The organism is Rhizobium sp. Rhizsp42, from assembly GCF_047304155.1.
In the GTDB taxonomy this organism is placed as follows: Bacteria; Pseudomonadota; Alphaproteobacteria; order Rhizobiales; family Rhizobiaceae; genus Rhizobium.
This window is the reverse complement of sequence record NZ_JBGLYS010000001.1, coordinates 476,125-499,012: the sequence shown is the minus strand read 5'-3', so window position 1 is coordinate 499,012 and position 22,888 is coordinate 476,125. Positions and strand designations below refer to the sequence as shown.

Genomic DNA, 22,888 nt, shown 5'->3' with positions numbered 1-22,888 from the left:
CTGCATCATCCCGCCGGTCAATCAGGCGGAGATCACGGCACCGGTTGCGGTAGTGTCGGACGCACCGGCAGTCCTGACAGCCTTGCCACCTTCCATCCGCACCTTGCCCTCGGCAAACAGCTTCAGCGCCTGCGGATAGATCTGATGCTCGACCGTTAGCACACGTGCTGCCAGCGCATCAGCGGTGTCGTCGGAGAGTACAGGCACCGCCGCCTGGCCGATGACCGGGCCTTCATCCATGCCCTCGGTGACGAAATGCACGGTGCAGCCGGCGATCCGCATGCCGGCGTCGATGGCGCGCTGGTGCGTGTGCAGGCCGGGGAATAGCGGCAGCAGGGAAGGGTGGATGTTGATCATCTTCCCCTCGTAGCGCTGGATGAACGTGCCGCTCAGCAGGCGCATGTAGCCCGCGAGGCAGAGAACGTCGGGCGACAGCGCGTCCAGCGCTGCGAAGATCGCCTCCTCGTGCGCTTCCTTGCTGGCGTAGTCCTTGCGCGCGAAGGCGAAGGTCGCGATGCCCTCGGCGGCCGCCTTGGCAAGTCCACCAGCATCCGGCTTGTCGGAGATCACGCCGACGATTTCGGCCGGGAAGTCCGGAGCCTTCGCGGCGGCGACCAGCGCCATCATGTTGGAGCCGCCGCCGGAGATGAAGACGACGACGCGTTTGCGCGGAGACGTCATATGGCGAGCGTGCCCTTGTAGAGCGTGCCGTGAGCGCCTTCAGCGCGCGCGATCATCCGGCCGAGCCGCACGACGCTTTCGCCCTGGGCTTCCAGCGCCGAAATGACGGTGTCGGCATTCTCGGCGGAGACGACGGCGATCATGCCGATGCCGCAGTTGAAGGTGCGCAGCATCTCGTTTGCTTCCACGCCACCGGTCTTCGACAGCCAGGAGAACACGGCCGGAACCTTGACGGCGGTGAGATCGATCTCGGCGGCAAGGTGCTTCGGCAGAACGCGCGGAATATTCTCGGGGAAGCCGCCGCCGGTGATGTGCGCCAGCGCCTTGATTGCGCTGGTCTCGCGGATGACGCTCAAGAGCTGCTTCACATAGATGCGGGTCGGCGTCAGCAGCGCTTCACCAAGCGTCTTGCCGTCTGCGAACGGTGCCGGCGCATCCCAGGCGAGGCCGGAAAGGCCGACGATCTTGCGCACCAGCGAGAACCCGTTGGAGTGAACGCCTGAGGAGGCGAGGCCGAGGATGACGTCGCCTTCGCCGATATCGCCCGAAGGCAGCAGCTTGCCGCGCTCGGCCGCACCCACGGCAAAGCCGGCCAGATCGTAGTCGCCGGAGGAGTACATGCCCGGCATCTCGGCGGTCTCGCCGCCGATCAGCGCGCAGCCCGCGTCGCGGCAGCCGGCGGCAATGCCTTCGACGATCGCCGCGCCCTGGTCCGGATCGAGCTTGCCGGTCGCGAAGTAGTCGAGGAAGAACAGCGGCTCGGCGCCCTGGACCACAAGATCGTTGACGCACATGGCGACGAGGTCGATGCCGACGGTGTCATGATAATCGGCGTCGATCGCGATCTTCAGCTTGGTGCCGACGCCGTCATTGGCGGCAACCAGAACCGGATCGGTGAAGCCTGCGGCCTTGAGATCGAACAGGCCGCCGAAGCCGCCGATTTCGCCGTCCGCGCCGGGGCGGCGGGTCGAGCGTACAGCGGGCTTGATCTTTTCGACGAGAAGGTTGCCAGCGTCGATATCCACGCCTGCATCGCTATAGGTGAGACCGTTTTTTCCGGACTGGCTCATACTGCTCTCCGATGGCTGTCGTCGGGCGGGAAATATCCCCGCGTCACATGCGGGTCGCAATTGCATGACAGGGGCCTTTATGCAAGGCGTTGCGTGGCAAAAGCCCCAATTTCCCGCTCTTTTGAACGGAGCTTCTGGGAAATTGGACGCTGGGGTTGACCATTCTCGCGGGTGCATCCTATGTGGCTCGCAGGCCGTATCGCTGCGATGCGGCAAATACCGACGTTCGATCAGCGGAGAACATGATGCCACACCAGGTTAGCGGCGCCGGTCTGAAGCGCCAGGTTATCTTCTGGCTGTTCGTGCTCGCCGCCTTCATCGCCTTCCTCTTGGTGTTCAGCTCCATCCTGCTGCCGTTCCTGGCCGGTATGGCGATCGCCTATTTCCTCGACCCGGTCGCCGACCGACTGGAGAGGCTCGGCCTCAGCCGTCTGATGGCGACCATCGTCATCCTGATCGCCTTCGTTATCCTGATCGTGCTGGCGCTGATGATCCTGATCCCGATCCTCGCCAGTCAGTTCGCCGATTTCGCCGGCCGTCTGCCGGGTTATATCGATCAGCTGCAGACCTTCATCGCCAAGCAGCAGAACTCGATGCTGCCGGATTGGATCAAGAACCAGCTCGGCACCATCAAGAACAATTTCTCAGAAATCCTGTCGCAGGGCTTCGGCCTGCTCACCGGGCTGTTCAGCCAGGTCTGGAGCTCCGGCCTTGCTGTCGTCAACGTGATCTCGCTGATGGTCGTGACACCAGTGGTCGCCTTCTACATGCTGCTGGATTGGGACCGGATGGTCGCCAATATCGACAAGTACGTTCCCCGCGATTATGTCGCCAACGTCCACCAGATCATGCGCGAGATCGACCAGGCGATCGCCGGCTTCATTCGCGGGCAGGGGTCTCTCTGCCTCATCCTCGGCATCTGGTATGCGGTCGGCCTGTCGCTGGTCGGGCTGAACTTCGGCCTGCTGATCGGCCTCTTCGCCGGCATGATCAGCTTCATTCCGTATGTCGGCTCCACGGTCGGCTTGATCGCTGCAGTCGGCGTGGCGCTCGTGCAGTTCTGGCCTAACTATATCTGGGTCGGCGCGGTTCTCGCGGTCTTCTTCAGCGGCCAGTTCATGGAAGGCAACATCCTGCAGCCGAAGCTCGTCGGCCACAGCGTTGGCCTGCATCCGGTCTGGCTGATGTTTGCGCTGTTTGCCTTCGGCGCGCTCTTCGGTTTCGTGGGGCTTCTGGTCGCGGTGCCGGCGGCGGCGGCTGTCGGCGTCCTTGTTCGCTTTGCGCTTTCACGGTATCTTGAGAGTGACCTGTATGCGGGCGAGGCGAAGGCCACCCCGGTACGGAAGACAAAAGCTGGCCCGAAATGACTGACGTGAAAAACGCTGACTCAAGGCGCAAGCCCGTGGAGCAGCTCCCCTTGGCCTTTTCTCATGATGCCGCGACCGGTCGTGACGATCTCCTGATCTCCGAGCGATTGGCGGCGGCTGTCGAGATCGTCGATGCCTGGCCGAACTGGCCGTCGCCCGTCGTCATCCTTGCCGGCCCGGTCGGATCGGGCAAGTCGCACCTCGCCAATATCTGGAGGGATCACAGCGGCGCCAAGCTCATCCACCCGAAGGCCGGCGCCAGCGCCGCCGTCGATGCGGCCAACGGCCCGGTCTTGTTTGAAGATGTCGATCGCCTCGGCTTCGACGACACCGAACTGTTTCATGTCATCAACAGCGTGCGCGAAAACGGCCACAGCCTGCTGATGACCAGCCGCCTCTGGCCAATGTCCTGGCCGGTCGAGCTGGCCGATCTGCGCTCCCGCCTGAAGGCCGCGACCGTCGTCGAGATCGGCGAGCCGGACGAGGAATTGCTGTCGCAGGTCATCGTCAAGCTGTTTGCCGATCGCCAGCTTTATATAGATGACAAACTGGTGCTCTATATTGTCGTCAGGATGGAGCGATCGCTGAACGCCGCGCAGACGATCGTCGAGCGGCTGGATCGGCTGGCCCTCTCCCGCGGCACCAAGATCACACGCGCGCTCGCCGCTGAAGTGTTGAATGAATTGGGCAATTCCGATCCGGCTGATTGACTGTCACAGTTCCGTCGTGAAACTGATATATTCGGCTTGGCGCAATCATGAGGGGACGTCGAACGATGGACAGTGCAGTCGCGGGAAACCAGGAAACGGCTCCCGAAGCCAAGGCGAACGTTCCTCCGCTTGAAGAACTGCTCTCCAGCCCCGAGCGCTTCATCAATCGCGAATTTTCCTGGCTGCAGTTCAATCGGCGCGTTCTTGAGGAAACGCTGAACACCGAGCATCCGCTGCTCGAGCGCGTTCGCTTCCTGTCGATCTCGGCTGCCAACCTCGATGAATTCTTCATGGTGCGCGTTGCCGGTCTCGAAGGCCAAGTGCGCCAGAACATCGTTGTGCGCACGCCCGATGGCAAGACGCCGGCCGAGCAGCTCGAATCCATCCTGCAGGAAATCGACAATCTGCAGATGGAGCAGCAGGCCTCGCTGGCCGTGCTGCAGCAATATCTCGCCAAGGAAGACATCCTGATCGTCCGCCCTGGCGCGCTCAGCGAGAGCGATCGCAACTGGCTCGCCACAGAGTTCGAGCAGGCGATCTTCCCGGTGCTGACGCCGCTCTCGATCGACCCGGCGCACCCGTTCCCCTTCATCCCCAATCTCGGCTTCTCGATCGGCCTGCAACTGGTCAGCAAGAATGGCCGCGAGCCGATGACGGCGCTGCTGCGCCTGCCGCCGGCGCTCGATCGTTTCGTGCGCCTGCCCGATGACGGCAACACGATCCGCTACATCACGCTCGAGGACGTCGCCAATATCTTCATCTACCGGCTCTACCCGGGCTATGAGGTGCAGGGTTCCGGTACGTTCCGCATCATCCGCGACAGCGATATCGAAGTCGAAGAAGAAGCCGAAGATCTCGTCCGCTTCTTCGAAACCGCGCTGAAGCGCCGCCGCCGCGGTTCGGTCATCCGCCTCGAAACCGATTCCGAAATGCCGGCCTCGCTGCGCCAGTTCGTGGTCCAAGCGACCAACGTGCCCGATAACCGCGTTGCCGTTCTGCCGGGCTTGCTGGCGCTGAACACGCTGTCCGAGATCACCAAGGCACCGCGTGACGACCTGCGCTTCCCCTCCTACAACGCGCGATTTCCCGAGCGCGTCCGCGAACACGCCGGCGATTGCTTCGCCGCCATCCGCGAAAAGGACATGGTGGTTCACCACCCCTACGAGTCCTTCGACGTGGTGGTCCAGTTTCTGCTCCAGGCTGCGCGCGATCCTGACGTCCTGGCGATAAAGCAGACGCTCTACCGCACCTCCAACGACAGCCCGATCGTCCGCGCGCTGATCGACGCGGCCGAATCCGGCAAGTCGGTCACCGCGCTGGTCGAGCTCAAGGCGCGTTTCGACGAGGAAGCCAACATCCGCTGGGCGCGCGACCTCGAACGCGCCGGCGTGCAGGTCGTCTTCGGCTTCATCGAATTGAAGACCCACTCGAAGATGTCGCTGGTCGTACGCCGCGAAGAGGGCAAGCTGCGCAGCTACTGCCATCTCGGCACCGGCAACTATCATCCGATCACCGCGAAGATCTATACCGACCTGTCGTTCTTCACCTGCAATCCGGTGATTGCCCACGACATGGCCAATATCTTCAACTTCATCACCGGCTATGGCGAGCCGGAAGAGAGCATGAAGCTCGCCGTCTCGCCCTATACGCTGCGCTCGCGCATCCTTCGTCACATCAACGAAGAGATCAAGCACGCCAAGAACGGCGCGCCGGCGGCCATCTGGATGAAGATGAACTCGCTCGTCGATCCCGAAATCATCGACGCGCTCTATACGGCAAGCCACGCCGGCGTCGAGATCGATCTCGTCATCCGCGGCATCTGCTGCCTGCGCCCGCAGGTCCCCGGCCTGTCGGAAAACATCCGCGTCAAGTCGATCGTCGGTCGCTTCCTCGAGCATAGCCGCATCTTCTGCTTCGGCAATGGTCACGGCCTGCCGTCGGACAAGGCGCTGGTCTATATCGGCTCAGCCGACATGATGCCGAGAAACCTCGATCGTCGCGTCGAAACGCTGGTTCCGCTGATCAATCCGACCGTGCACGAGCAGGTTTTGTCACAGATCATGCTGGGCAACCTCATTGACAATCAACAAAGCTACGAGATATTGGCCGACGGGACGTCAAGGCGCATGGAGGTGCGCAAGGGCGAGGAGCCGTTCAACGCGCAACAGTATTTCATGACCAATCCCAGCCTTTCGGGCCGTGGTGAAGCGTTGAAATCCAGTGCGCCAAAGCTGATCGCCGGCCTTCTTTCCGGCCGCACGAAACGATAAAACTGGACCTGCATGGTTGAATCAGAAGCCCAGGGGCGCCTTCCAGGGATTGCCCCGGTCTCCGTTGTCGATATCGGGTCGAACTCGATCCGTGTGGTCATCTATGAAGGCTTGTCGAGATCGCCCACGATCCTTTTCAACGAAAAGGTTCTCTGCGGTCTCGGTAAGGGCATAGCGCTCACAGGCAAGATGGACGAGGCCAGCGTCGAACGTGCGCTTTCCGCTCTGCATCGCTTCAAGGCGCTGTCCGATCAGGCACGTGCGGCCACGATGTACGTGCTGGCGACGGCTGCTGCCCGCGAGGCCTCGAATGGCCCGGATTTCATTCATCGCGCCGAAACCATCCTGCAGCGGAAGGTGCGCGTTCTCTCTGGCGAAGAAGAAGCCAAGTTCTCCGCGCTCGGCATCGTCAGCGGCTTCTACACGCCGGATGGTATCGCCGGCGACCTCGGCGGCGGCTCTCTGGAGCTGATCGACATCAAGGGCAAGGAACTCGGGCAGGGCGTGACGCTGCCGCTCGGCGGCCTGCGCCTGTCGGAATATGCCGGCGGCTCGATGGAAAAGGCCCGCACCTTCGCGCGCAAGCATGTGAAGACCATCTCCAAGCTTCTGGCCAAGGGCGAGGGGCGCACCTTCTACGCCGTCGGCGGCACCTGGCGAAACATCGCCAAGCTGCACATGGAGATGACCAACTATCCGCTGCACATGATGCAGGGCTACGAGATCTCGCTCGAACAGATGATGCTGTTTCTCGACCAGGTCGATGCAGCAAGGGATTCCAAGGACCCCGCCTGGATGGCGGTTTCGAAGTACCGCCGCGCATTGCTGCCCTTCGGCGCCATTGCGATGAAGGAAGTGCTGAGCGTCATGAAGCCCTCGGTCATCTCCTTCTCCGGCCAGGGTGTGCGCGAGGGCTATCTCTATTCGCTTCTCTCCGAAAGCGAACGCCGCGCCGATCCGCTGCTGGAAGCGGCTCGCGAACTGGCGATCCTGCGTGCCCGCTCGCCCGAGCATGCCCGCGAGCTCTCGGAATGGACCGGCCGGATGATGCCGTTCTTCGATATCTTGGAGACGCCCGAGGAGGCTCGCTATCGCCAGGCCGCCTGCCTGCTCGCCGATATCAGCTGGCGCGCCCATCCCGATTATCGCGGCCTGCAGGCGCTGAACATCATCGCTCACACGTCCTTCGTCGGCATCAGCCATCCCGGCCGAGCCTTCATCGCGCTTGCCAATTACTATCGCTTCGAAGGCCTGCACGACGACGGCGCGACCAGCCCGCTGGCAACAATCGCGACGCCGCAATATGTCGAGCGTGCCAAGCTGCTCGGCGGCATGCTGCGTGTCGTCTATCTGTTCTCGGCCTCGATGCCCGGCATCGTCCGCAACCTGACCTTCCGCAAGTCCAACGATCCCGATCTCGACCTCGAATTCGTCGTGCCCTCGGAGTATCGCGATTTCGCCGGCGAGCGTCTCGATGGCCGCCTGCAGCAGCTTGCGAAGCTCACCAACAAGCGCCTGGCCTTCCGCTTCGAATAGCGCTGCCACCGCTCAATTCCATCCAGACAAAACGGCCCCCGCTCTTTCGAACGGGGGCCGTTTTGATTTCGATCGCAGCTTACTTGGCGTTCAGCAGTTCGCCGACTTCGAGCAGGCTGAACTCGTTGTCGTCAGCCTTGTCGACGGCGCGGCCGGCCGAGAAGGGCAGGTTGTTGTCGTTGCCGACCACGATATGGGTGGCATCGACGCGGTCGACGTTCTCGATCGTCACGAACGGCATGTCGTAGACGCCATCCTTGGTGCCGGCCTTTTTCTTGTTGTCCGGATCCTTGATGTCGAGAAGGTCGATATAGCCGATCTTGCGAACGGCGCCGTTTGCGTTGGCGTCGTTGAACTCGATCTTGTAGATGCGCTTCAGCTCGGCGGGAGCCTCGAAGCAATCTGCCTTCGGCTGCTTCGGGTCGGCGCAAGCCTTGTCCTTGCTGCCGGCGCCGTTGTCACGCTCGATCACCAGCGCGGTGCTGTCGTCGAGCATGTTGAAGTCGCCGATCGCGATGCCTTTTTCTTCCAGCGGATAGAGCCAGCTGCGGCCGGTCCAGTTCTTGGCCGCCGTGTCGAACTCGACGATGCGGATGGCGGTCCGGCCATCGACCGTCTCGACCTTGCCGTCGTCCTGGAAGAGCGGGCCTTCGAGCAGACCGTAAAGCTTGGATCCGTCCTTGGACATGGCAAGGCCTTCGAAGCCGCCTGAGCGCTTCAGATTGAAGGCCGGCATCTTGGCGACCGGGTTTGCCGGAACCGAGAGCGTCGGGTTGTCGGGCGACAGCACCGGCTTGCCGTTGACGACGGTGGAAACGACGTCGGTCAGCTTGCCCTCGGTGTCGAACTTCAGGATGTAAGGCCCGAACTCCTCGCCGATCCAGAAACCGTCGGCGATCGGCTGGATGGATTCGATATCGAAATCGGCGCCTGTGAGGTAACGCTTCTCCGCACCTTCAAGCACGATCGGGAAGGGCGCCTTCTTGTCGGGATCGGACAGGAACAGGTTCTTGACGACCTCGACCTTGCCGGTTGCCCAATCGAACTTCACCTGATGCAGGAAAAGCATGGCGTCGCTGGAGTTGGCCTTTGAGCCGAAGCCGTTGTCAGACAGCGTCCAGAACGTGCCGTCTTCCATGGTCTTGATACCGGAGAAGCCCTGGATTGGCTGTCCGTCGAAGGGAAGCTTGAGGTCGGTCACGCGTGCACCGTCCTTGCCCGGAACGGTGCCGAGCGCCTCGGTGCGCTTGCGATCCGGCGTCGTGAACTTGCCGGAGTGCTTGAGGAATTCGGGCGCATCGGCGGGAGCCGGCACCATGGTGTTCGCCGGCAGAATAGCCTGGGCGGCGAGCTTCGCGGGAAACTGCTGCTGGTCGGCCATGGCCGAACCGGAGATCAAAAGAACAAATGAAACAGAAGCAAGGAGAGCATTTTTCATCGAAACCCCCATGTGATGGAATGCGGGCTTCGATTAGCAGGCCTCTTATGTCGGCGCTTTGACACCCGCGTGAAGCTTTGGTGACGCTATGCGGTCGTCCGCCTTGACGAGCGAGATCACGCCGAGGCTCTGTCCGCGCCCCTTGACGGCGTGTTGCCCGAGATCCTCCGCCACAACCTTGGCCGGGAGTTGGATCCGCTGGGCGAGGTCGGTCGATATCAGCACCGAGCGGTTCAGCGTCTTGCAGAGCGATTCAAGCCGCGACGCGGTGTTGATCGTATCGCCGAAATACGTGATCTTGTGATGGTCGACGCCGATTTCAGCGGTGATGATGCTGCCGCCATGGAGCGCCGCGCGCAACCTCGGCACCTGCCCATAGGTCGTCAGCCAGCTCTCGGCATCCGCTTCGATCGCATTGATGATGTCGAAGATGCAATTGACGCAGCGCGCGAATTTGACGCCACGGTCCAGCGGCCAGGTAATGATCGCGGCATCGCCGACATAGTCGACGATCGTTCCCTTGTATTTGCGCACCGGCTCGGCGAAGGCCGCGAATAGCGAGCTCAGCATCTGCTGTGCGCGCAAGTCGCCATGCTTCTCCGCGAAGGTCGTCGAATCGACGAGGTCGATGAAAAGAAACACCCGCTCTTCGCTGACCGGCTTGCGGTAGCGGCTGACGAGCATGCTGGTGAACACCTCGCGGCCCAGCAACTCGCGAACTCTGAGAACGAAGATCATCAGCGAGCAGACGGCCAGCGCATAAAGAAAGGCGTTGAACGGCAACACCACCATGTCGACCCAGTAATGCGGGATGACAATGCCCGTTCCCCACAAAGAGAGGCCGGCAGCTGCGAAGCCGACACTCATCAGCACTTCGTAGATGAAAAGCTCGGCGAGGAAGAAGGTGAGCGTCGGCAGCGCTTCAATCCGGTTGTGCAGCGCGCGAAAGATCACCTTTCGCTCAAAAGCGATGATCGGCATGCCCATGCACAGCGCGAAGACGGCGCCGATGAACGGGCGGCTGTCCTGGAAGAACATGACGCTGTAGAGCACGCCGCTTCCCGCCATGACGAGCATGATCAGAAGCCAGTTCTGGACTGGGGATACTTCTCTCATAAGGGTCTTTTCGTTCAGCCTTGGCCAGCGTGCGTCTGAAGCAATGTAGGCGCGCGTAAGCCCTTTCGGAAGGGGACCGGAAGTCCCTCCCGAAAAGATTTAGCTGAATGATTGGGCGCAGTTATGGCCTGAATCGAGGCAACGCAAAATTTGCGTCGCGACTTACAGAGCGACCGTCTCGACCTTCTTGCCGACGAAACGCAACGCGACGTCGCCCTTGATCAGCTGCAGGGCCGGATCGCCGAACAGCTCCCGGCGCCAGCCGCGCAGCGCGCCCACATCTGCGTTCTCACCTTCGGCGGCGATCTTGTCCAGATCCTCGCTGTTGGCGATCACCTTGGGCGCGACGCCGTGCTTTTCCGAGATCAGCTTCAACAGAACCTTCAGGAGCTCGGCTGCGGCAGCTGCTCCCTCCGGCGCCTGGGTTTGTTTCGGCGCATGCGGCATCTCGGCCTTGGGCAAGGCGAGTGCGATATTCACCGCCTCAACGACGGCGGCACCGGCCGACGACCGTTCCCAACCCTTCGGGATGGTGCGAAGGCGGCCAAGCGCCTCGGCGTCCTTCGGCTGCTGCTGGGCGATCTCATAGATCGCGTCGTCCTTGATGACGCGCGAACGCGGCACGTTGCGGCTGCGCGCTTCACGCTCGCGCCAAGCGGCCACGTATTTCAGCACGGCAAGTTCCTGCGGCTTGCGCAGGCGCATCTTCAGGCGCTGCCAGGCATCGTCGGGATGAATGTCGTAGGTCTCTTTCGCCTCGAGCACATCCATCTCCTCGGAGAGCCACAAGGAGCGGCCTTCGCGCTCGAGCTCTGCCTTGAGATAGAGGTAGACGTCGCGCAGATGCGTCACGTCGGCCAGCGCATAGTCGAGCTGCTTTTCGGAAAGCGGACGGCGGCTCCAGTCGGTGAAGCGCGAGGACTTGTCGATCTGCACGCCCTTGGTGCGGCTGACCAGCTGGTCGTACGAGACGGAATCGCCGAAGCCGCAGACCATCGCCGCAACCTGCGTGTCGAAGATCGGATGCGGAATGAGGCCGCCCCGGTTGTAGATGATTTCGATATCCTGGCGCGCGGCGTGGAACACCTTCAGCACGCTGGAATTGGCCATCAGCTCGAAGAAGGGTCTCAGGTCGAGACCCTTGGCCAGCGGATCGACAAGCACTTCCGTCGTCGGGCTCGCCATCTGGATCAAGCAAAGCTCCGGCCAGAACGTCGTCTCTCGCAGAAACTCGGTGTCGATAGTAATGAATTCTGACTTGGCCAGCTCGATGCAGGCCGCCTCCAAATCGGCGGTTGTTTCAATCATCTCAATTCATTCGCAGGATAGACATAGTTGAACCTTCCTTCTCCTTTCGGCCCAATATGTCAACCGCTACCGGCAAAGAGTGGTCAAACAACCCTGACATAACTCGTCATGCCGGTCTTCTGATGCTCAATGATGTGGCAATGCAACAGCCAATCGCCGAGATTGTCGGCGACAAAGGCTAGCTGCACCTTCTCGTCCGGCTGCACCAGATAGGTGTCGGTGACGAGCGGCATGACCTCCCGCGTGGACGATGAGAGTACCGTGAAGCTCATCCCGTGCAGGTGGATCGGATGCGTATGCGGCGTCACGTTCTCCAGCTGCAGGATATAGCTCTTGCCGAGCTTCAGTTCCGAAAGCGGTGCCGTCGGGTCATTCGTGTCGCCCGGCCACGGCACCTTGTTGATGGCCCAGAAGCTGTAGCCCAGCGTCCCGCAGATGCTATCGACCGGCGCATTCTCGGCGGTGGCGCTGAGCACGACGGAGATTTTCTCCGCCGAAGACAGGTCGGCCTTGGCGACGGGGTTCTCCGCGAGTGCCGCGAGGTCGCCGACATTGCGCTTGAGCGAGGTGCCCACCGAACGCAGCTTGGCGATCGTTTTCGGCGTGGTGCCGCGAATGTCCTCCAGCGTCGCAACCGCGCCTTCGGAATCTGGCATGCGAACGGCAAGATCGAGGCGCTGGCCTGGGCCGATCAGCAGCAGGCCGAGCGGGAAGCGCTTCGGCACGGGATTGCCGTCGATCGCGATCACGGTCGCCTCGGCGCCTTCCATCTTCAGCGAGAAGATGCGTGTTACGTCGGTGACGGCGATGCGCAGGCGTATCAGGCCGCCGGCCGGCGCGTCATATTGCGGCTCCTGGTGCCAGTTTGCTGTGCGGACAGTTCCGTAGGTGCCGGTCTTCGCCGCATCGCGCGGCCGGAATGCCGCAATGAACTGGCCATCGCCGCCAAGGCGCCAGTCGCGCAGGTTCAGCACCACTTCGGAATCGAATGTCGGGTCAGCCGGATCATCGACCACGATCACGCCGGTCATGCCCTGGCCCATCTGCGCCAGCGTATTGCAATGCGGATGATACCAGAAGGTTCCGGCATCGGGCGGTGTGAAGGCGTAGTCGAAGCTGTCGCCGGTATAGACATAGGGCTGCGTCATGAACGGCACGCCGTCCATCTTGTTGGGAATGCGCAGGCCATGCCAATGAATGGTGGTGGGTTCGTCGAGCGTGTTGGTCAGCCGCGCCGCATAGGGCTTGCCCTTGGTCATCCGCAGCACGGGCGGCATTCCCGCATCGTTCCCCGGATTACCCCAAGTCATGATGTTCTTGGTCACACCGGCGTCGGTGAGCGTTGCCTGCGTCTTCAGCGCTTTCAGTACCTGCGGCTTCGGTGCCGCTTCCGCCAGGCCGAACTTGCCGGCAATGCCGATGCCCACCCCGTAAGCGCCGGCGACGGCGGAAGCCTTCAGAAGGTTGCGGCGGGTGAGGAGGGGCATGGCAGGACTCCGGAGAAGAATGATACGTCCTCTTTAAAGTTGACCGCGACCTTCAGCAATATGCCTTGTGCAGCCAAACTGCCGCAGAGCCTGGCATAAGATAAGGCCGCGACCGCGTCGAAAACCGCGCGCAAAGCACGTGCGAGCGGTGCCAAGTCTTGACAAATCAGGCCGCACATGCGCTTTTCCGCCCGATTTTCTTGTCGGCGCGAGAGAGCTTTTGGAGCCCCTGCTGCCGTCTTCAAGCCAAATACTGGAAATTGAGATGATGCATCGTTACCGCAGCCACACATGTGCAGCCCTCCGCAAGGCGGATGTCGGCGCCAATGTCCGGATTTCCGGCTGGGTCCACCGCGTTCGTGACCATGGCGGCGTTCTCTTCATCGACCTTCGCGACCACTACGGCATGACCCAGGTCGTCGCCGATCCGGATAGCCCGGCCTTCAAGATCGCCGAAACCGTTCGCGGCGAGTGGGTCATCCGCATCGACGGCGTCGTCAAGGCGCGTTCGGAAGACACCGTCAACAAGAACATGGCGACCGGCGAGATCGAACTCTACGCCCAGGAGATCGAAGTCCTCTCCGAAGCCAAGGAACTGCCGCTGCCGGTCTTCGGCGAGCCGGATTATCCTGAGGACATCCGCCTCAAGTACCGCTTCCTCGACCTGCGCCGCGAGACGCTGCACAAGAACATCGTCAAGCGCAGCCAGATCATTTCCGATATCCGCAACCGCATGACGTCGGCCGGCTTCGGCGAATACACGACCCCGATCCTGACGGCGTCCTCGCCCGAAGGCGCGCGCGACTTCCTTGTGCCGTCGCGTATCCACCCCGGCACGTTCTTCGCCCTGCCGCAGGCGCCGCAGCAGTACAAGCAGCTCCTGATGGTCGCCGGTTTCGACCGCTACTTCCAGATCGCGCCGTGCTTCCGCGATGAAGACCCGCGCGCCGATCGTCTGCCGGGCGAATTCTACCAGCTCGACCTGGAAATGAGCTTCGTCACCCAGGAAGACGTCTGGGACACGATGGCCCCGATCATGACGTCTGTCTTCGAGCAGTTCGCCGAAGGCAAGCCGGTCACCAAGGAATGGCCGCGCATCCCTTACGACGTCGCGATCCGCAAGTACGGCTCCGACAAGCCCGATCTGCGCAACCCGATCGAGATGCAGGCCGTCACCGAACACTTCGCAGGCTCCGGCTTCAAGGTCTTCGCCGGCATGATCGCCTCCAACCCGAAGGTCGAAGTCTGGGCGATCCCGGCCAAGACCGGCGGCAGCCGCGCGTTCTGCGACCGCATGAACGCCTGGGCCCAGTCCCTTGGCCAGCCGGGCCTCGGCTACATCTTCTGGAAGGAAGAAGACGGCAAGGTGGTCGGCTCCGGTCCGCTCGCCAAGAACATCGGCGAAGAGCGCACCGAAGCTCTCCGCGTCCAGCTTGGCCTTGAAGCAGGCGACGCCGCCTTCTTCGTCGCCGGTGAACCTGCGAAGTTCTACAAGTTCGCTGGCGAAGCGCGCACCAAGGCGGGTGAAGACCTGAACCTGGTCGATCGCGACCGTTTCGAACTGTGCTGGATCATCGACTTCCCGTTCTACGAATGGAGCGAGGAAGACAAGAAGATCGACTTCGCCCACAACCCCTTCTCGATGCCGCAGGGTGGTTTGGAAGCGCTGCAGAGCCAAGACCCGCTGTCGCTCAAGGCCTACCAGTACGACGCCGTCTGCAACGGCTTCGAAATCGCCTCGGGCTCGATCCGTAACCAGTCGCCGGAAGCCATGGTCAAGGCCTTCGAGCTGGTCGGCCTCAGCCAGACCGATGTCGAGGAGCGCTTCGGCGGCATGTATCGCGCCTTCCAGTACGGCGCGCCTCCGCACGGCGGCTGCGCCTTCGGTATCGACCGCGTCGTGATGCTCCTGCTCGGCGCCAAGAACCTGCGCGAAATCACGCTGTTCCCGATGAACCAGCAGGCGCAGGATCTCCTGATGAACGCCCCATCGCCGGCAACGCCGAAGCAGCTGATGGAACTGTCGCTGCGCGTCATGCCGCCGGTCAAGAAGGACTGAGCGAACATCGTTTGAATGAGAAAAGCCCGGCGCGAGTCGGGCTTTTTTCGTTTCTGGCCCCGATCGTTTGCGGGCAACAAAAAAGGCCCGGCGAGCAATGCGCGCCGGGCCTTCCTGATTTCATGTCAAGGCGATCAATCGTTCGCCGAAACCTTCACGCCGAGCACCTGCGGCAGCGTGTTCGGGGCGCCCATGGCGGCACCCATGATCATCGGGAACGGCACGGGCTTGGCCGGAGCGGCGTTGACGGTCAGGCTCTTCGGGTCGTCGAGGAAGGTGTTGAGGGCGGCCGATAGGGCGTTCTGCAGCTCGGGGATGTTGAGCTGCGCCAGCATGATCGGCGCCATCGCCTTCAGCGAGTCGGCCATCTGCTTGCCCGACATGCCCTGCTGGCTGCCGGCGTAATCAAGCGCGCGTTTGGTGATCGAGGCGTCGTCGAAGCGGATCTGGGCGCTTTCGAAGGACAGTTGCTGCAACAAGCCAAGCATGGCAAGGCCGAAGGCCTGCTGGGCCTGGTCCTTGTTCTGGTTGGCTTCGGCTTGCTGGGCGGCTTCCTGCAGCGACTTCACGAAGGCGAGCGTGTAGCCATTGACCTTGAAGGCGAGGTTGAGCTTGCCGACATTGCTGAAGTCGAAGGCGAACTCGGACACGTCGATCGTGCCCGGTGCCAGGTCCCAGGCGCCCTTCATGGTGATGTCGCCATTGACCTGCTGCAGCGCCAGCTTCTCGATCGCTTCCTTGTTCTGCGGATCGGCCGCCTTGCTCAAATCAGCCTTGAGGCTCTTGAAGGCGCCGTCGAAATCGAAGCCGGACTCGTCTTCGCGCAGCGTCAGGTTCACATCGCTGCCGCCGAGCGAGAACACTTCCGCGCCATCCTTGACGACCTTCAGCGGGCCGCTGTGGGCGCTCTCGTAGAGCAGCATGGAGGAGAGGCCTTCGCCCTTGGCGTCGGCAGGGATGGAGATGCCGCCGAGCGACAGCTCGGTCACGGTCAGCGTCGCGCCGTCATTGGTGGTGTTGATATCGGGGAAGGCTGCTTCCTCGATGTAGTAGCCGCCGTCCTCGTCTTCCTCGACGCCCGAAAGCGTGATTTCGCCGATCGGCAGAGCGCTGCCGTTGTTCGGCTTGAAGCTGGCGTTCTTCAGCGTCACGGTCTTGCCGTCGACATCGACGCCATCGGCCGCGAGCGTGCCGCCCTGCAGCGTGTAGGCAGCATTGATCTTCGTCAGCAGATCCTGGCCATCGAGCGCGAAAGCGGAGCCGGCGAGAGAAAGGAATGCCACGCCCGAAAGCATGAGCCGTGTCGTCCGGTAAAATGTCATGGGTGTTCCTCAGATCCAAGTGGGCGGTTGGCCATAATCTACGATGGATTTGTGCCGGTTTATATTTCGTGTTTTCTAAAATTATGTTGAAGGGATAAGCAAACAAAGTCCAAATTCGGGCAGAAAGGTTTTAGCGGTTGTTTTCTTTCTGTTCGGAGACTTCATCCACAGCCGCAATGCCCGGATTCCTTGCTCACATCAACCATCTCGGTTAGTCAGAAGGTATGGGACAAGAGATTTTGCCGCCCTCTGGCGGAGACGATGACAGCATTCTTCCGATCGACCTGAAGGCGGCGCTCGAAGAGCGTTATCTCGCCTACGCGCTGTCGACCATCATGCACCGCGCGCTCCCCGACGTTCGCGACGGCCTGAAGCCGGTTCATCGCCGCATCATCCACGCGATGAGCGAGATGGGCATCCGCCCGAACTCGGCCTTCAAGAAATGCGCCCGTATCGTCGGTGACGTCATCGGTAAATTCCACCCGCACGGCGACCAGTCGGTCTACGATGCGCTGGTCCGTCTCGCCCAGGATTTCTCGCAGCGTTATCCCGTCGTCGACGGGCAGGGGAACTTCGGCAACATCGATGGCGACAGCGCAGCCGCCTATCGATACACCGAAGCCCGCATGACCGATGTCGCCGGGCTTTTGCTCGAGGGTGTCGACCAGGACGCCGTCGATTTCCGGCTGACTTATAACGAGGAAGACCAGGAACCGACGGTTCTCCCCGGCGCCTTCCCGAACCTTCTCGCCAACGGCTCGTCGGGCATCGCCGTCGGCATGGCGACCTCGATCCCGTCGCACAACGCACATGAACTGTGCGACGCGGCGCTGCATCTGATCAAGCATCCGGATGCGACGGTCGAGACGCTTGTGGAGCAGTTCATTCCGGGCCCGGATTTCCCGACCGGCGGCATCATCATCGACGACCGCCAGACGATCATCGACGCCTACAAGACCGGCCGCGGCGGCTTCCGCACGCGCGCCAAGTGGGAGACCGAGGATCTCGGCCGCGGCGGCTATCAGATCGTCGTCACCGAGATTCCATTCCAGGTGCAGAAGTCGCGCCTGATCGAGAAGATCGCCGAGCTCTTGATCGCCCGCAAGCTGCCGCTGCTGGAAGATATCCGCGACGAGTCGGCTGAAGACGTCCGCGTCGTGCTGGTTCCGAAGAACCGCACCGTCGACCCGACCATCCTCATGGAATCCATGTTCAAGCTTACGGAACTCGAAAGCCGTTTCCCGTTGAACATGAACGTTCTCTCCATGGGCCGCATTCCGCGCGTCATGGCCCTGAACGAGGTTCTGAAGGAATGGCTGGACCATCGTCGCGACGTGCTTCAGCGTCGTTCGCGTTTCCGTCTTGCTGCGATCGAACGTCGCCTGGAAGTCCTGGGCGGTTTGCTGATCGCTTACCTCAACATCGACGAGGTGATCCGCATCATCCGCGAGGAGGATGAGCCCAAGCCCGTCATGGTCGCGCGCTGGTCGCTGACCGAGATCCAGGTCGAAGCCATCCTCAACATGCGCCTGCGCTCCTTGCGCAAGCTGGAAGAATTCGAGATCCGCACCGAGTTCGACGCGCTGAGCAAGGAAAAGGCCGAGATCGAAGCGCTGCTCGCCTCCGAGGACAAGCAGTGGCAGACCGTCGCCTGGGAAATCGGCGAGGTGAAGAAGAAGTTCGCCAAGGCGACCGAACTCGGCCGCCGCCGCACCCAGTTCGCCGAAGCGCCCGATGCCGACGAGCAGGCGATCCAGCAGGCGATGATCGAGAAGGAACCGATCACCGTCGTCGTTTCCGAAAAGGGCTGGATCCGCGCGTTGAAGGGCCACATCTCCGACACCGCGACGCTGACCTTCAAGGAAGGCGACGCGCTGAGGATCGCATTCCCGGCGCAGACGACGGACAAGATCCTTGTCATCACCACCGGCGGCAAGGCCTTCACGCTCGGCGGCGACAAGCTGCCGGGTGGCCGTGGCCATGGCGAGCCGTTGCGTATCATGATCGACATGGACAACGACCAGGACGTGCTGACGGCATTCGTCCACGATCCGCAGCGCAAGCAGATGATCGTCTCGACAGCAGGCAACGGCTTCGTCGTCGCCGAGACCGACATGGTCGCCAATACCCGCAAGGGCAAGCAGATCATGAACGTCTCCATGCCCGACGAGACCAAGCTGCTCGTGCCCGTCTCCGGTGACCACGTTGCTGTTGTCGGCGAAAACCGCAAGCTTCTCGTCTTCCCGCTCGATCAGGTTCCGGAGATGTCGCGCGGCAAGGGCGTTCGCCTGCAGCGCTACAAGGATGGCGGGATTTCCGACGTTCGCTGCTTCGCGATAGCGGATGGCCTCGTCTGGGAAGACAGCGCCGGCCGTACGTTCAGCAAGAACAAGGACGAGCTGGCCGAGTGGCTCGCCGACCGCGCTTCCGCCGGCCGCACGGTTCCCAAAGGCTTCCCCCGCAGCGGCAAGTTCGCCGGCTGAAATATATCAGCGTCCCGCTCTTGGCGAGCGGGGCATTTCCTCTAGTTCTGTCCTGTAATCACAACATGGACAAACATCATTCCGAAGGCGGACGGAATGATCGTATGTGGCGCCTTCGTGGGAAGGCGGCATGTCCGATCATGGAGGTCCGATCACGGAGGAATGTTGATGAGCGCTTGCAAGACCATTACGCTTTCAGTCGGCCACACCTACAATGCCTCGCCCTGCGAGGTTTATGACGCCTGGCTCAACCCCGAAATCGCCAAACGCTTCCTCTTCGCCACCGATGACGGCCGGGTCATCCGCGCCGATATCGAGCCGCGCGTTGGCGGCCATTTTCTCGTCATCGACAGACGGCCGACCGGTGACGCCGTTCATTATGGCGTATTTCTCGAAATGCGTCGGCCGCGCCTGATGGTGTTCTCGTTTTCGGTCGCCGAACACGATCACAATGCCGATCGCATCCGCGTCGAAATCGAGCCGCTGGGCGAGGGCACGCGCCTGACGCTGTCGCATGAAATGTGCGCTGAGTGGTCGGCTTTTGAAGAGCAGACCCATCGCGGCTGGACGCACGTGCTGAACGGGCTGGAGCGCGAGCTCGATGCGGCTCACACGGTCAAGCTGCCGGAGCTTGTTGCGTCGCAGGCTGTTTCCGAACCATCCAAAGCGAGTGCGCCATAATCGCGGTGACGAGGATGAAGCCGCCGATCAATGTCATGACCGGCGGCGTTTCCGCGAAGATCAGCCAGATCCAGATCGGCGCAAGAATGGTCTCGAGCAGATAGAACATGCCGACCTCGGGTGCCGACAGATAGCGCGGCCCGCTGGCAAGGCACCAGAACGACACTGGCATCAGCACCGCACCGTTGAAGATGATCCAGGCGGGATGCTCGATCACGAGGCCTGCCGGCAAAGCGTTCGCGAGGCCAAGCGCGGCGGGAAAGGCCGCAGCAAGCAACGGCACGAAGCCCATGGCGCGACGTGACGCGCGCCCGACGGTAATCGCACCCGCAAGCACCAGCGCCGTCAAGAGCGCCATCGCATCCCCGAAGCTGTGGCCGCCGGCCAGGCCGTCGCCGACGATCAGGCCGACGCCGACAATCATCACCGCCATGGTCACCAGCGTCGACACCGACGGGCGCTCCTTCAGGAACAGCCATGACAGCAGCGCGCCGAACATCGGATTGAAGGCGACGATGAAGACCACGTTAGCGGTGGTCGTGTTAAACACCGCAAGCAGGAATGTTATAGTCGATAGCCCGTAGAGAAGTCCGGCGAGCAGGCCCGGCTTGCCGGGCACCATCGCCGGCCAGCTTCCCTTAATCCACCGCATCGCGCAAAGGATCAGCAACGTCACGGCAACCGTTGTGATGCTGCGCATGCCGACAATCGACCACATGTCGCCATGGGCGAGACGCACGAGCGGAATGTCCATGGAGAGCGCAAGGCCGCCGATCGCCGTCAGCAGCAGGCCCTTCCGATGATCGGAAAGGGTGAGGAAACTCATTTAGGGCTGGCTACCTTCGGGAAGGGATGTTGGATCGAAACGCTCCCAGCCGCGCGCGGTCAGATGTTCCTGCGGCTGGTAGCGGGTCTTGTAGTCCATTTTCCGCGAGCCTTGAACCCAGTAGCCGAGATAGACATGCGGCAGGCCGAGCGCCTTTGTCCGTCTGATGTGATCGAGGATCATGAAGGTGCCGAGCGAGCGCTTGTCGAGATCGGGATTGAAGTAGGAGTAGACCATCGAGAGCCCGTCGCTCATCGTGTCGGTCAGGGCCGCCGCAATCAGTTCGCCGCTCGGCCGCGTTTCCAGTCCGGAGCCTTCCACACGCCGGCGATACTCGATGATCTTGGTGTTGACGTGCGTATCCTCGACCATGATCGCATAATCGAGCACCGTCATGTCCGACATGCCGCCCTGCTGGTGGCGATAGTCGAGATAGCGGCGAAACAGCGAATATTGCTCGCTCGATGGCTGCGCCGGAAATTCTGTCGAGATGATATCGGAATTGGTGGCGATGACCCGCTTCATCGACTTGGTCGGCTCGAACTCGTCGGCGAGGATGCGAACCGAGACACAGGCCCGGCAAGCTTCACAGGCCGGGCGGTAGGCGATGTTCTGCGAGCGGCGAAATCCGCCTTGCGTCAGGATGTCATTCATCTCGGCGGCGCGGGGGCCGACGAGATGCGTAAAAACCTTTCGTTCCATCTCATGCGCAAGGTAAGGGCAGGCAGCCGGGGCCGTCAGATAAAACTGCGGAGATGGCGTGGTCTGCGTATTCATCTGCTGCTGAGATGTCCTTAGGTTGCATGCTGAAATGACAGCATGACTTAAGAAAAGAAAACGTCAACAGCGCGGCAGTGCGCCGCGCTTTGTGACTGATTATACTTTCGGATATTGGCCAAAAATTTCCCCTCAAAAAGAGGGGAAATCCGCTTATTTCAGAGACTTGATCAATCTCAGGCGGTTCTGACCGTCACCGTGCCGACGAGAAAATCGTGCAGCAGGCGGCTGCGTTCGGTGAACAGGCCGACCAGCAGAATCAGCGGCGTCAGAACCGAGTTCAGGATCCAGAACAGCGCCAGGTGAACGATCGCCGTCAGGAAATCCATCTCCCGCCCATCGACGCGCACGATCGCAATCCCCATCGCGCGCATGCCAAGCGATGCCTGGCTCGAGCCGCCGACCGTGAAGCCGAAATAGAGGCCAGCGACGATCACGAACAGCGCCGGATAAAGAAAGAAACCGAGGCCGAGCGTGACGATCGACAGGAAGAACAGGATGACCGCCGCCGGAATGCAGAGCAGCAGAATGATCACATAGTCGAGGATGAACGCAAAAACGCGCCGGCTCAGCGTGCCGCTATAGGCGCGCCAATCGTCAGGTGCGGCATAGAGCGGGTTCGGGTTGAGCGACATCGTTACGGTCTCCTTTCGAGAGTGGCTACCGCTGATATGGTGACGCTCTCTGCGAATGCAATATTAGCGCGAAGCGATCAGCGCTTGGCGAGAATCTTGGCGACCTCGATGGAGAAGTAGGTGAGGATGCCGTCGCAGCCGGCGCGCTTGAAGGCTAGCAGGGTCTCGAGCATCGCCTTTTCGCCGTCAATCCAGCCGTTCATCGCCGCCGCCTTGATCTGCGAATATTCGCCCGACACCTGATAGGCGAAGGTCGGAAGGCCGAATGCTTCCTTCATCCGCCAGCAGATGTCGATATAGGGCAGGCCGGGCTTGACCATCAGCATGTCGGCGCCTTCCTCGACATCGAGCGCCGCGTCGCGGATCGCCTCGGTGCCGTTGGCCGGGTCGATATAGTAGCTCTTCTTGTCACCCTTCAGTAGCCCGCCGGTAGAGATCGCCTCGCGGTATGGGCCATAGAAGGCGGAAGCGAACTTCGTCGCATAGCTCATGATCCCGACATCCTGGTGCCCGGCGGCGTCAAGCGCCCGGCGGATCGCGCCGATGCGGCCGTCCATCATTTCGGACGGCGAGATGATGTCTGAGCCGGCATCGGCCTGCATCACGGCTGCGCGCGCAACCTGGTCGACCGTCTCGTCATTGACGATCTCGTTGCCGCGCAGGATGCCGTCATGGCCGTGGCTGGTGAAGGGGTCGAGCGCCACGTCGGTGATGACGCCGATATTCGGCACGGCCTTCTTGATGGCGATTGTTGCCTGGTTGATCAGGTTGTTCGCTTCCAGGCTGTTGGAGCCGGTCTCGTCGCGCAGCGACATCTCTATATTCGGGAAGGTCGCGATAGCGGGAATGCCGAGATCGGCCGCTTCCTTGGTGGCTTCCACCAGCTTGTCGACGCTCATGCGGTTGACGCCAGGCATGGCGGGGATCGGCTCGATGATGCCGGAGCCCGGAACCACGAAGACCGGCCAGATCAGATCGTCGACCGTCAGCCGGTTTTCCTGCACCATCCGGCGCGTCCAGTCGGCCTTGCGGTTACGCCGCATCCGGCGGTGGCCCGTGATTTCATCGACGAGGTGTGTCTTGTCCTGCATGATCGTTCCAGCTCTTGGCAGTTCGAATTGT

General features: G+C 61.7%; 18 protein-coding genes. 7 read left to right on the top strand and 11 right to left on the bottom strand.

The genetic code is table 11. The annotated features are described in order from the left end of the window. Positions 1 to 21: 21 nt before the first annotated feature. Together purN and purM are read right to left on the bottom strand one after the other, a co-directional pair. A complete protein-coding gene (gene purN / locus ACCD05_RS02565; RefSeq protein ID WP_413390967.1) occupies positions 22 to 681 on the bottom strand; it encodes a phosphoribosylglycinamide formyltransferase in 660 nt (219 codons plus the stop codon). Continuing rightward, positions 678 to 1,751: a phosphoribosylformylglycinamidine cyclo-ligase gene (gene purM / locus ACCD05_RS02560; RefSeq protein ID WP_413390965.1), complete on the bottom strand. Its 1,074-nt coding sequence runs from the start codon at positions 1,749 to 1,751 to the stop codon at positions 678 to 680. The genes purN and purM overlap by 4 nt, the downstream gene beginning before the upstream one ends. Positions 1,752 to 1,996: 245 nt before the next feature. Between purM and ACCD05_RS02555 the strand changes: the two genes are divergently transcribed. From ACCD05_RS02555 to ppx, 4 genes are all read left to right on the top strand, one after another. Further along, on the top strand, positions 1,997 to 3,118 hold the full coding sequence (locus ACCD05_RS02555; RefSeq protein WP_413390963.1) for an AI-2E family transporter: 1,122 nt from the start codon (positions 1,997 to 1,999) through the stop codon (positions 3,116 to 3,118). After that, a complete protein-coding gene (hdaA, locus tag ACCD05_RS02550) occupies positions 3,115 to 3,828 on the top strand; it encodes a DnaA regulatory inactivator HdaA (RefSeq protein WP_413390961.1) in 714 nt (237 codons plus the stop codon). Before ACCD05_RS02555 ends, hdaA begins: the two co-directional genes overlap by 4 nt. A 65-nt stretch (positions 3,829 to 3,893) precedes the next feature. Further along, positions 3,894 to 6,098 carry an RNA degradosome polyphosphate kinase gene (locus ACCD05_RS02545; RefSeq protein WP_413390959.1) on the top strand — a complete coding sequence of 735 codons (2,205 nt, stop codon included), beginning with the start codon at positions 3,894 to 3,896 and terminating at the stop codon, positions 6,096 to 6,098. Positions 6,099 to 6,110: 12 nt separating this feature from the next. Continuing rightward, positions 6,111 to 7,634 (top strand): exopolyphosphatase, encoded by a 1,524-nt coding sequence (gene ppx / locus ACCD05_RS02540; protein WP_111561149.1) that lies wholly within the window; start codon positions 6,111 to 6,113, stop codon positions 7,632 to 7,634. A 79-nt stretch (positions 7,635 to 7,713) separates the two neighbouring features. On the opposite strand, the gene ACCD05_RS02535 is transcribed toward ppx, so the two are convergent. From ACCD05_RS02535 to ACCD05_RS02520, 4 genes are all read right to left on the bottom strand, one after another. Then, complete coding sequence (locus ACCD05_RS02535; RefSeq protein ID WP_413390957.1) at positions 7,714 to 9,072, bottom strand: esterase-like activity of phytase family protein; 1,359 nt, start codon at positions 9,070 to 9,072, stop codon at positions 7,714 to 7,716. Positions 9,073 to 9,117: 45 nt separating this feature from the next. Further along, on the bottom strand, positions 9,118 to 10,188 hold the full coding sequence (locus ACCD05_RS02530; protein ID WP_413390955.1) for an adenylate/guanylate cyclase domain-containing protein: 1,071 nt from the start codon (positions 10,186 to 10,188) through the stop codon (positions 9,118 to 9,120). 162 nt (positions 10,189 to 10,350) lie between these two features. After that, positions 10,351 to 11,496, bottom strand: coding sequence for a ribonuclease D (gene rnd / locus ACCD05_RS02525; protein ID WP_413390953.1), 1,146 nt, complete (start codon positions 11,494 to 11,496; stop codon positions 10,351 to 10,353). Between the two features lie 83 nt (positions 11,497 to 11,579). Continuing rightward, entirely contained in the window at positions 11,580 to 12,983 is a 1,404-nt protein-coding gene (locus ACCD05_RS02520) for a multicopper oxidase family protein (RefSeq protein ID WP_413390951.1), read from the bottom strand. Positions 12,984 to 13,251: 268 nt separating this feature from the next. Between ACCD05_RS02520 and aspS the strand changes: the two genes are divergently transcribed. Continuing rightward, positions 13,252 to 15,042, top strand: a complete 1,791-nt coding sequence (gene aspS, locus ACCD05_RS02515) for an aspartate--tRNA ligase (RefSeq protein WP_413391073.1) — start codon at positions 13,252 to 13,254, stop codon at positions 15,040 to 15,042. A 134-nt stretch (positions 15,043 to 15,176) separates the two neighbouring features. Here the strand turns inward: aspS and ACCD05_RS02510 are convergent, their stop codons facing one another. Then, positions 15,177 to 16,364: a hypothetical protein gene (locus ACCD05_RS02510; RefSeq protein ID WP_413390949.1), complete on the bottom strand. Its 1,188-nt coding sequence runs from the start codon at positions 16,362 to 16,364 to the stop codon at positions 15,177 to 15,179. A 224-nt stretch (positions 16,365 to 16,588) separates the two neighbouring features. Between ACCD05_RS02510 and parC the strand changes: the two genes are divergently transcribed. Beyond that, positions 16,589 to 18,847: a DNA topoisomerase IV subunit A gene (gene parC / locus ACCD05_RS02505; protein ID WP_413390947.1), complete on the top strand. Its 2,259-nt coding sequence runs from the start codon at positions 16,589 to 16,591 to the stop codon at positions 18,845 to 18,847. A 168-nt stretch (positions 18,848 to 19,015) separates the two neighbouring features. Beyond that, positions 19,016 to 19,528: an SRPBCC family protein gene (locus ACCD05_RS02500; protein ID WP_047513216.1), complete on the top strand. Its 513-nt coding sequence runs from the start codon at positions 19,016 to 19,018 to the stop codon at positions 19,526 to 19,528. On the opposite strand, the gene ACCD05_RS02495 is transcribed toward ACCD05_RS02500, so the two are convergent. The 4 genes from ACCD05_RS02495 to hemB form a co-directional block, all read right to left on the bottom strand. After that, positions 19,464 to 20,354, bottom strand: coding sequence for a DMT family transporter (locus ACCD05_RS02495; protein WP_413390945.1), 891 nt, complete (start codon positions 20,352 to 20,354; stop codon positions 19,464 to 19,466). The genes ACCD05_RS02500 and ACCD05_RS02495 overlap by 65 nt on opposite strands. Continuing rightward, positions 20,355 to 21,131, bottom strand: a complete 777-nt coding sequence (locus ACCD05_RS02490) for an arginyltransferase (protein ID WP_018898697.1) — start codon at positions 21,129 to 21,131, stop codon at positions 20,355 to 20,357. It lies immediately after the preceding gene. Positions 21,132 to 21,307: 176 nt separating this feature from the next. Further along, positions 21,308 to 21,766: an RDD family protein gene (locus tag ACCD05_RS02485; protein WP_018898696.1), complete on the bottom strand. Its 459-nt coding sequence runs from the start codon at positions 21,764 to 21,766 to the stop codon at positions 21,308 to 21,310. 77 nt (positions 21,767 to 21,843) lie between these two features. Further along, positions 21,844 to 22,857, bottom strand: a complete 1,014-nt coding sequence (gene hemB / locus ACCD05_RS02480) for a porphobilinogen synthase (RefSeq protein ID WP_413390943.1) — start codon at positions 22,855 to 22,857, stop codon at positions 21,844 to 21,846. Positions 22,858 to 22,888: the final 31 nt, after the last annotated feature.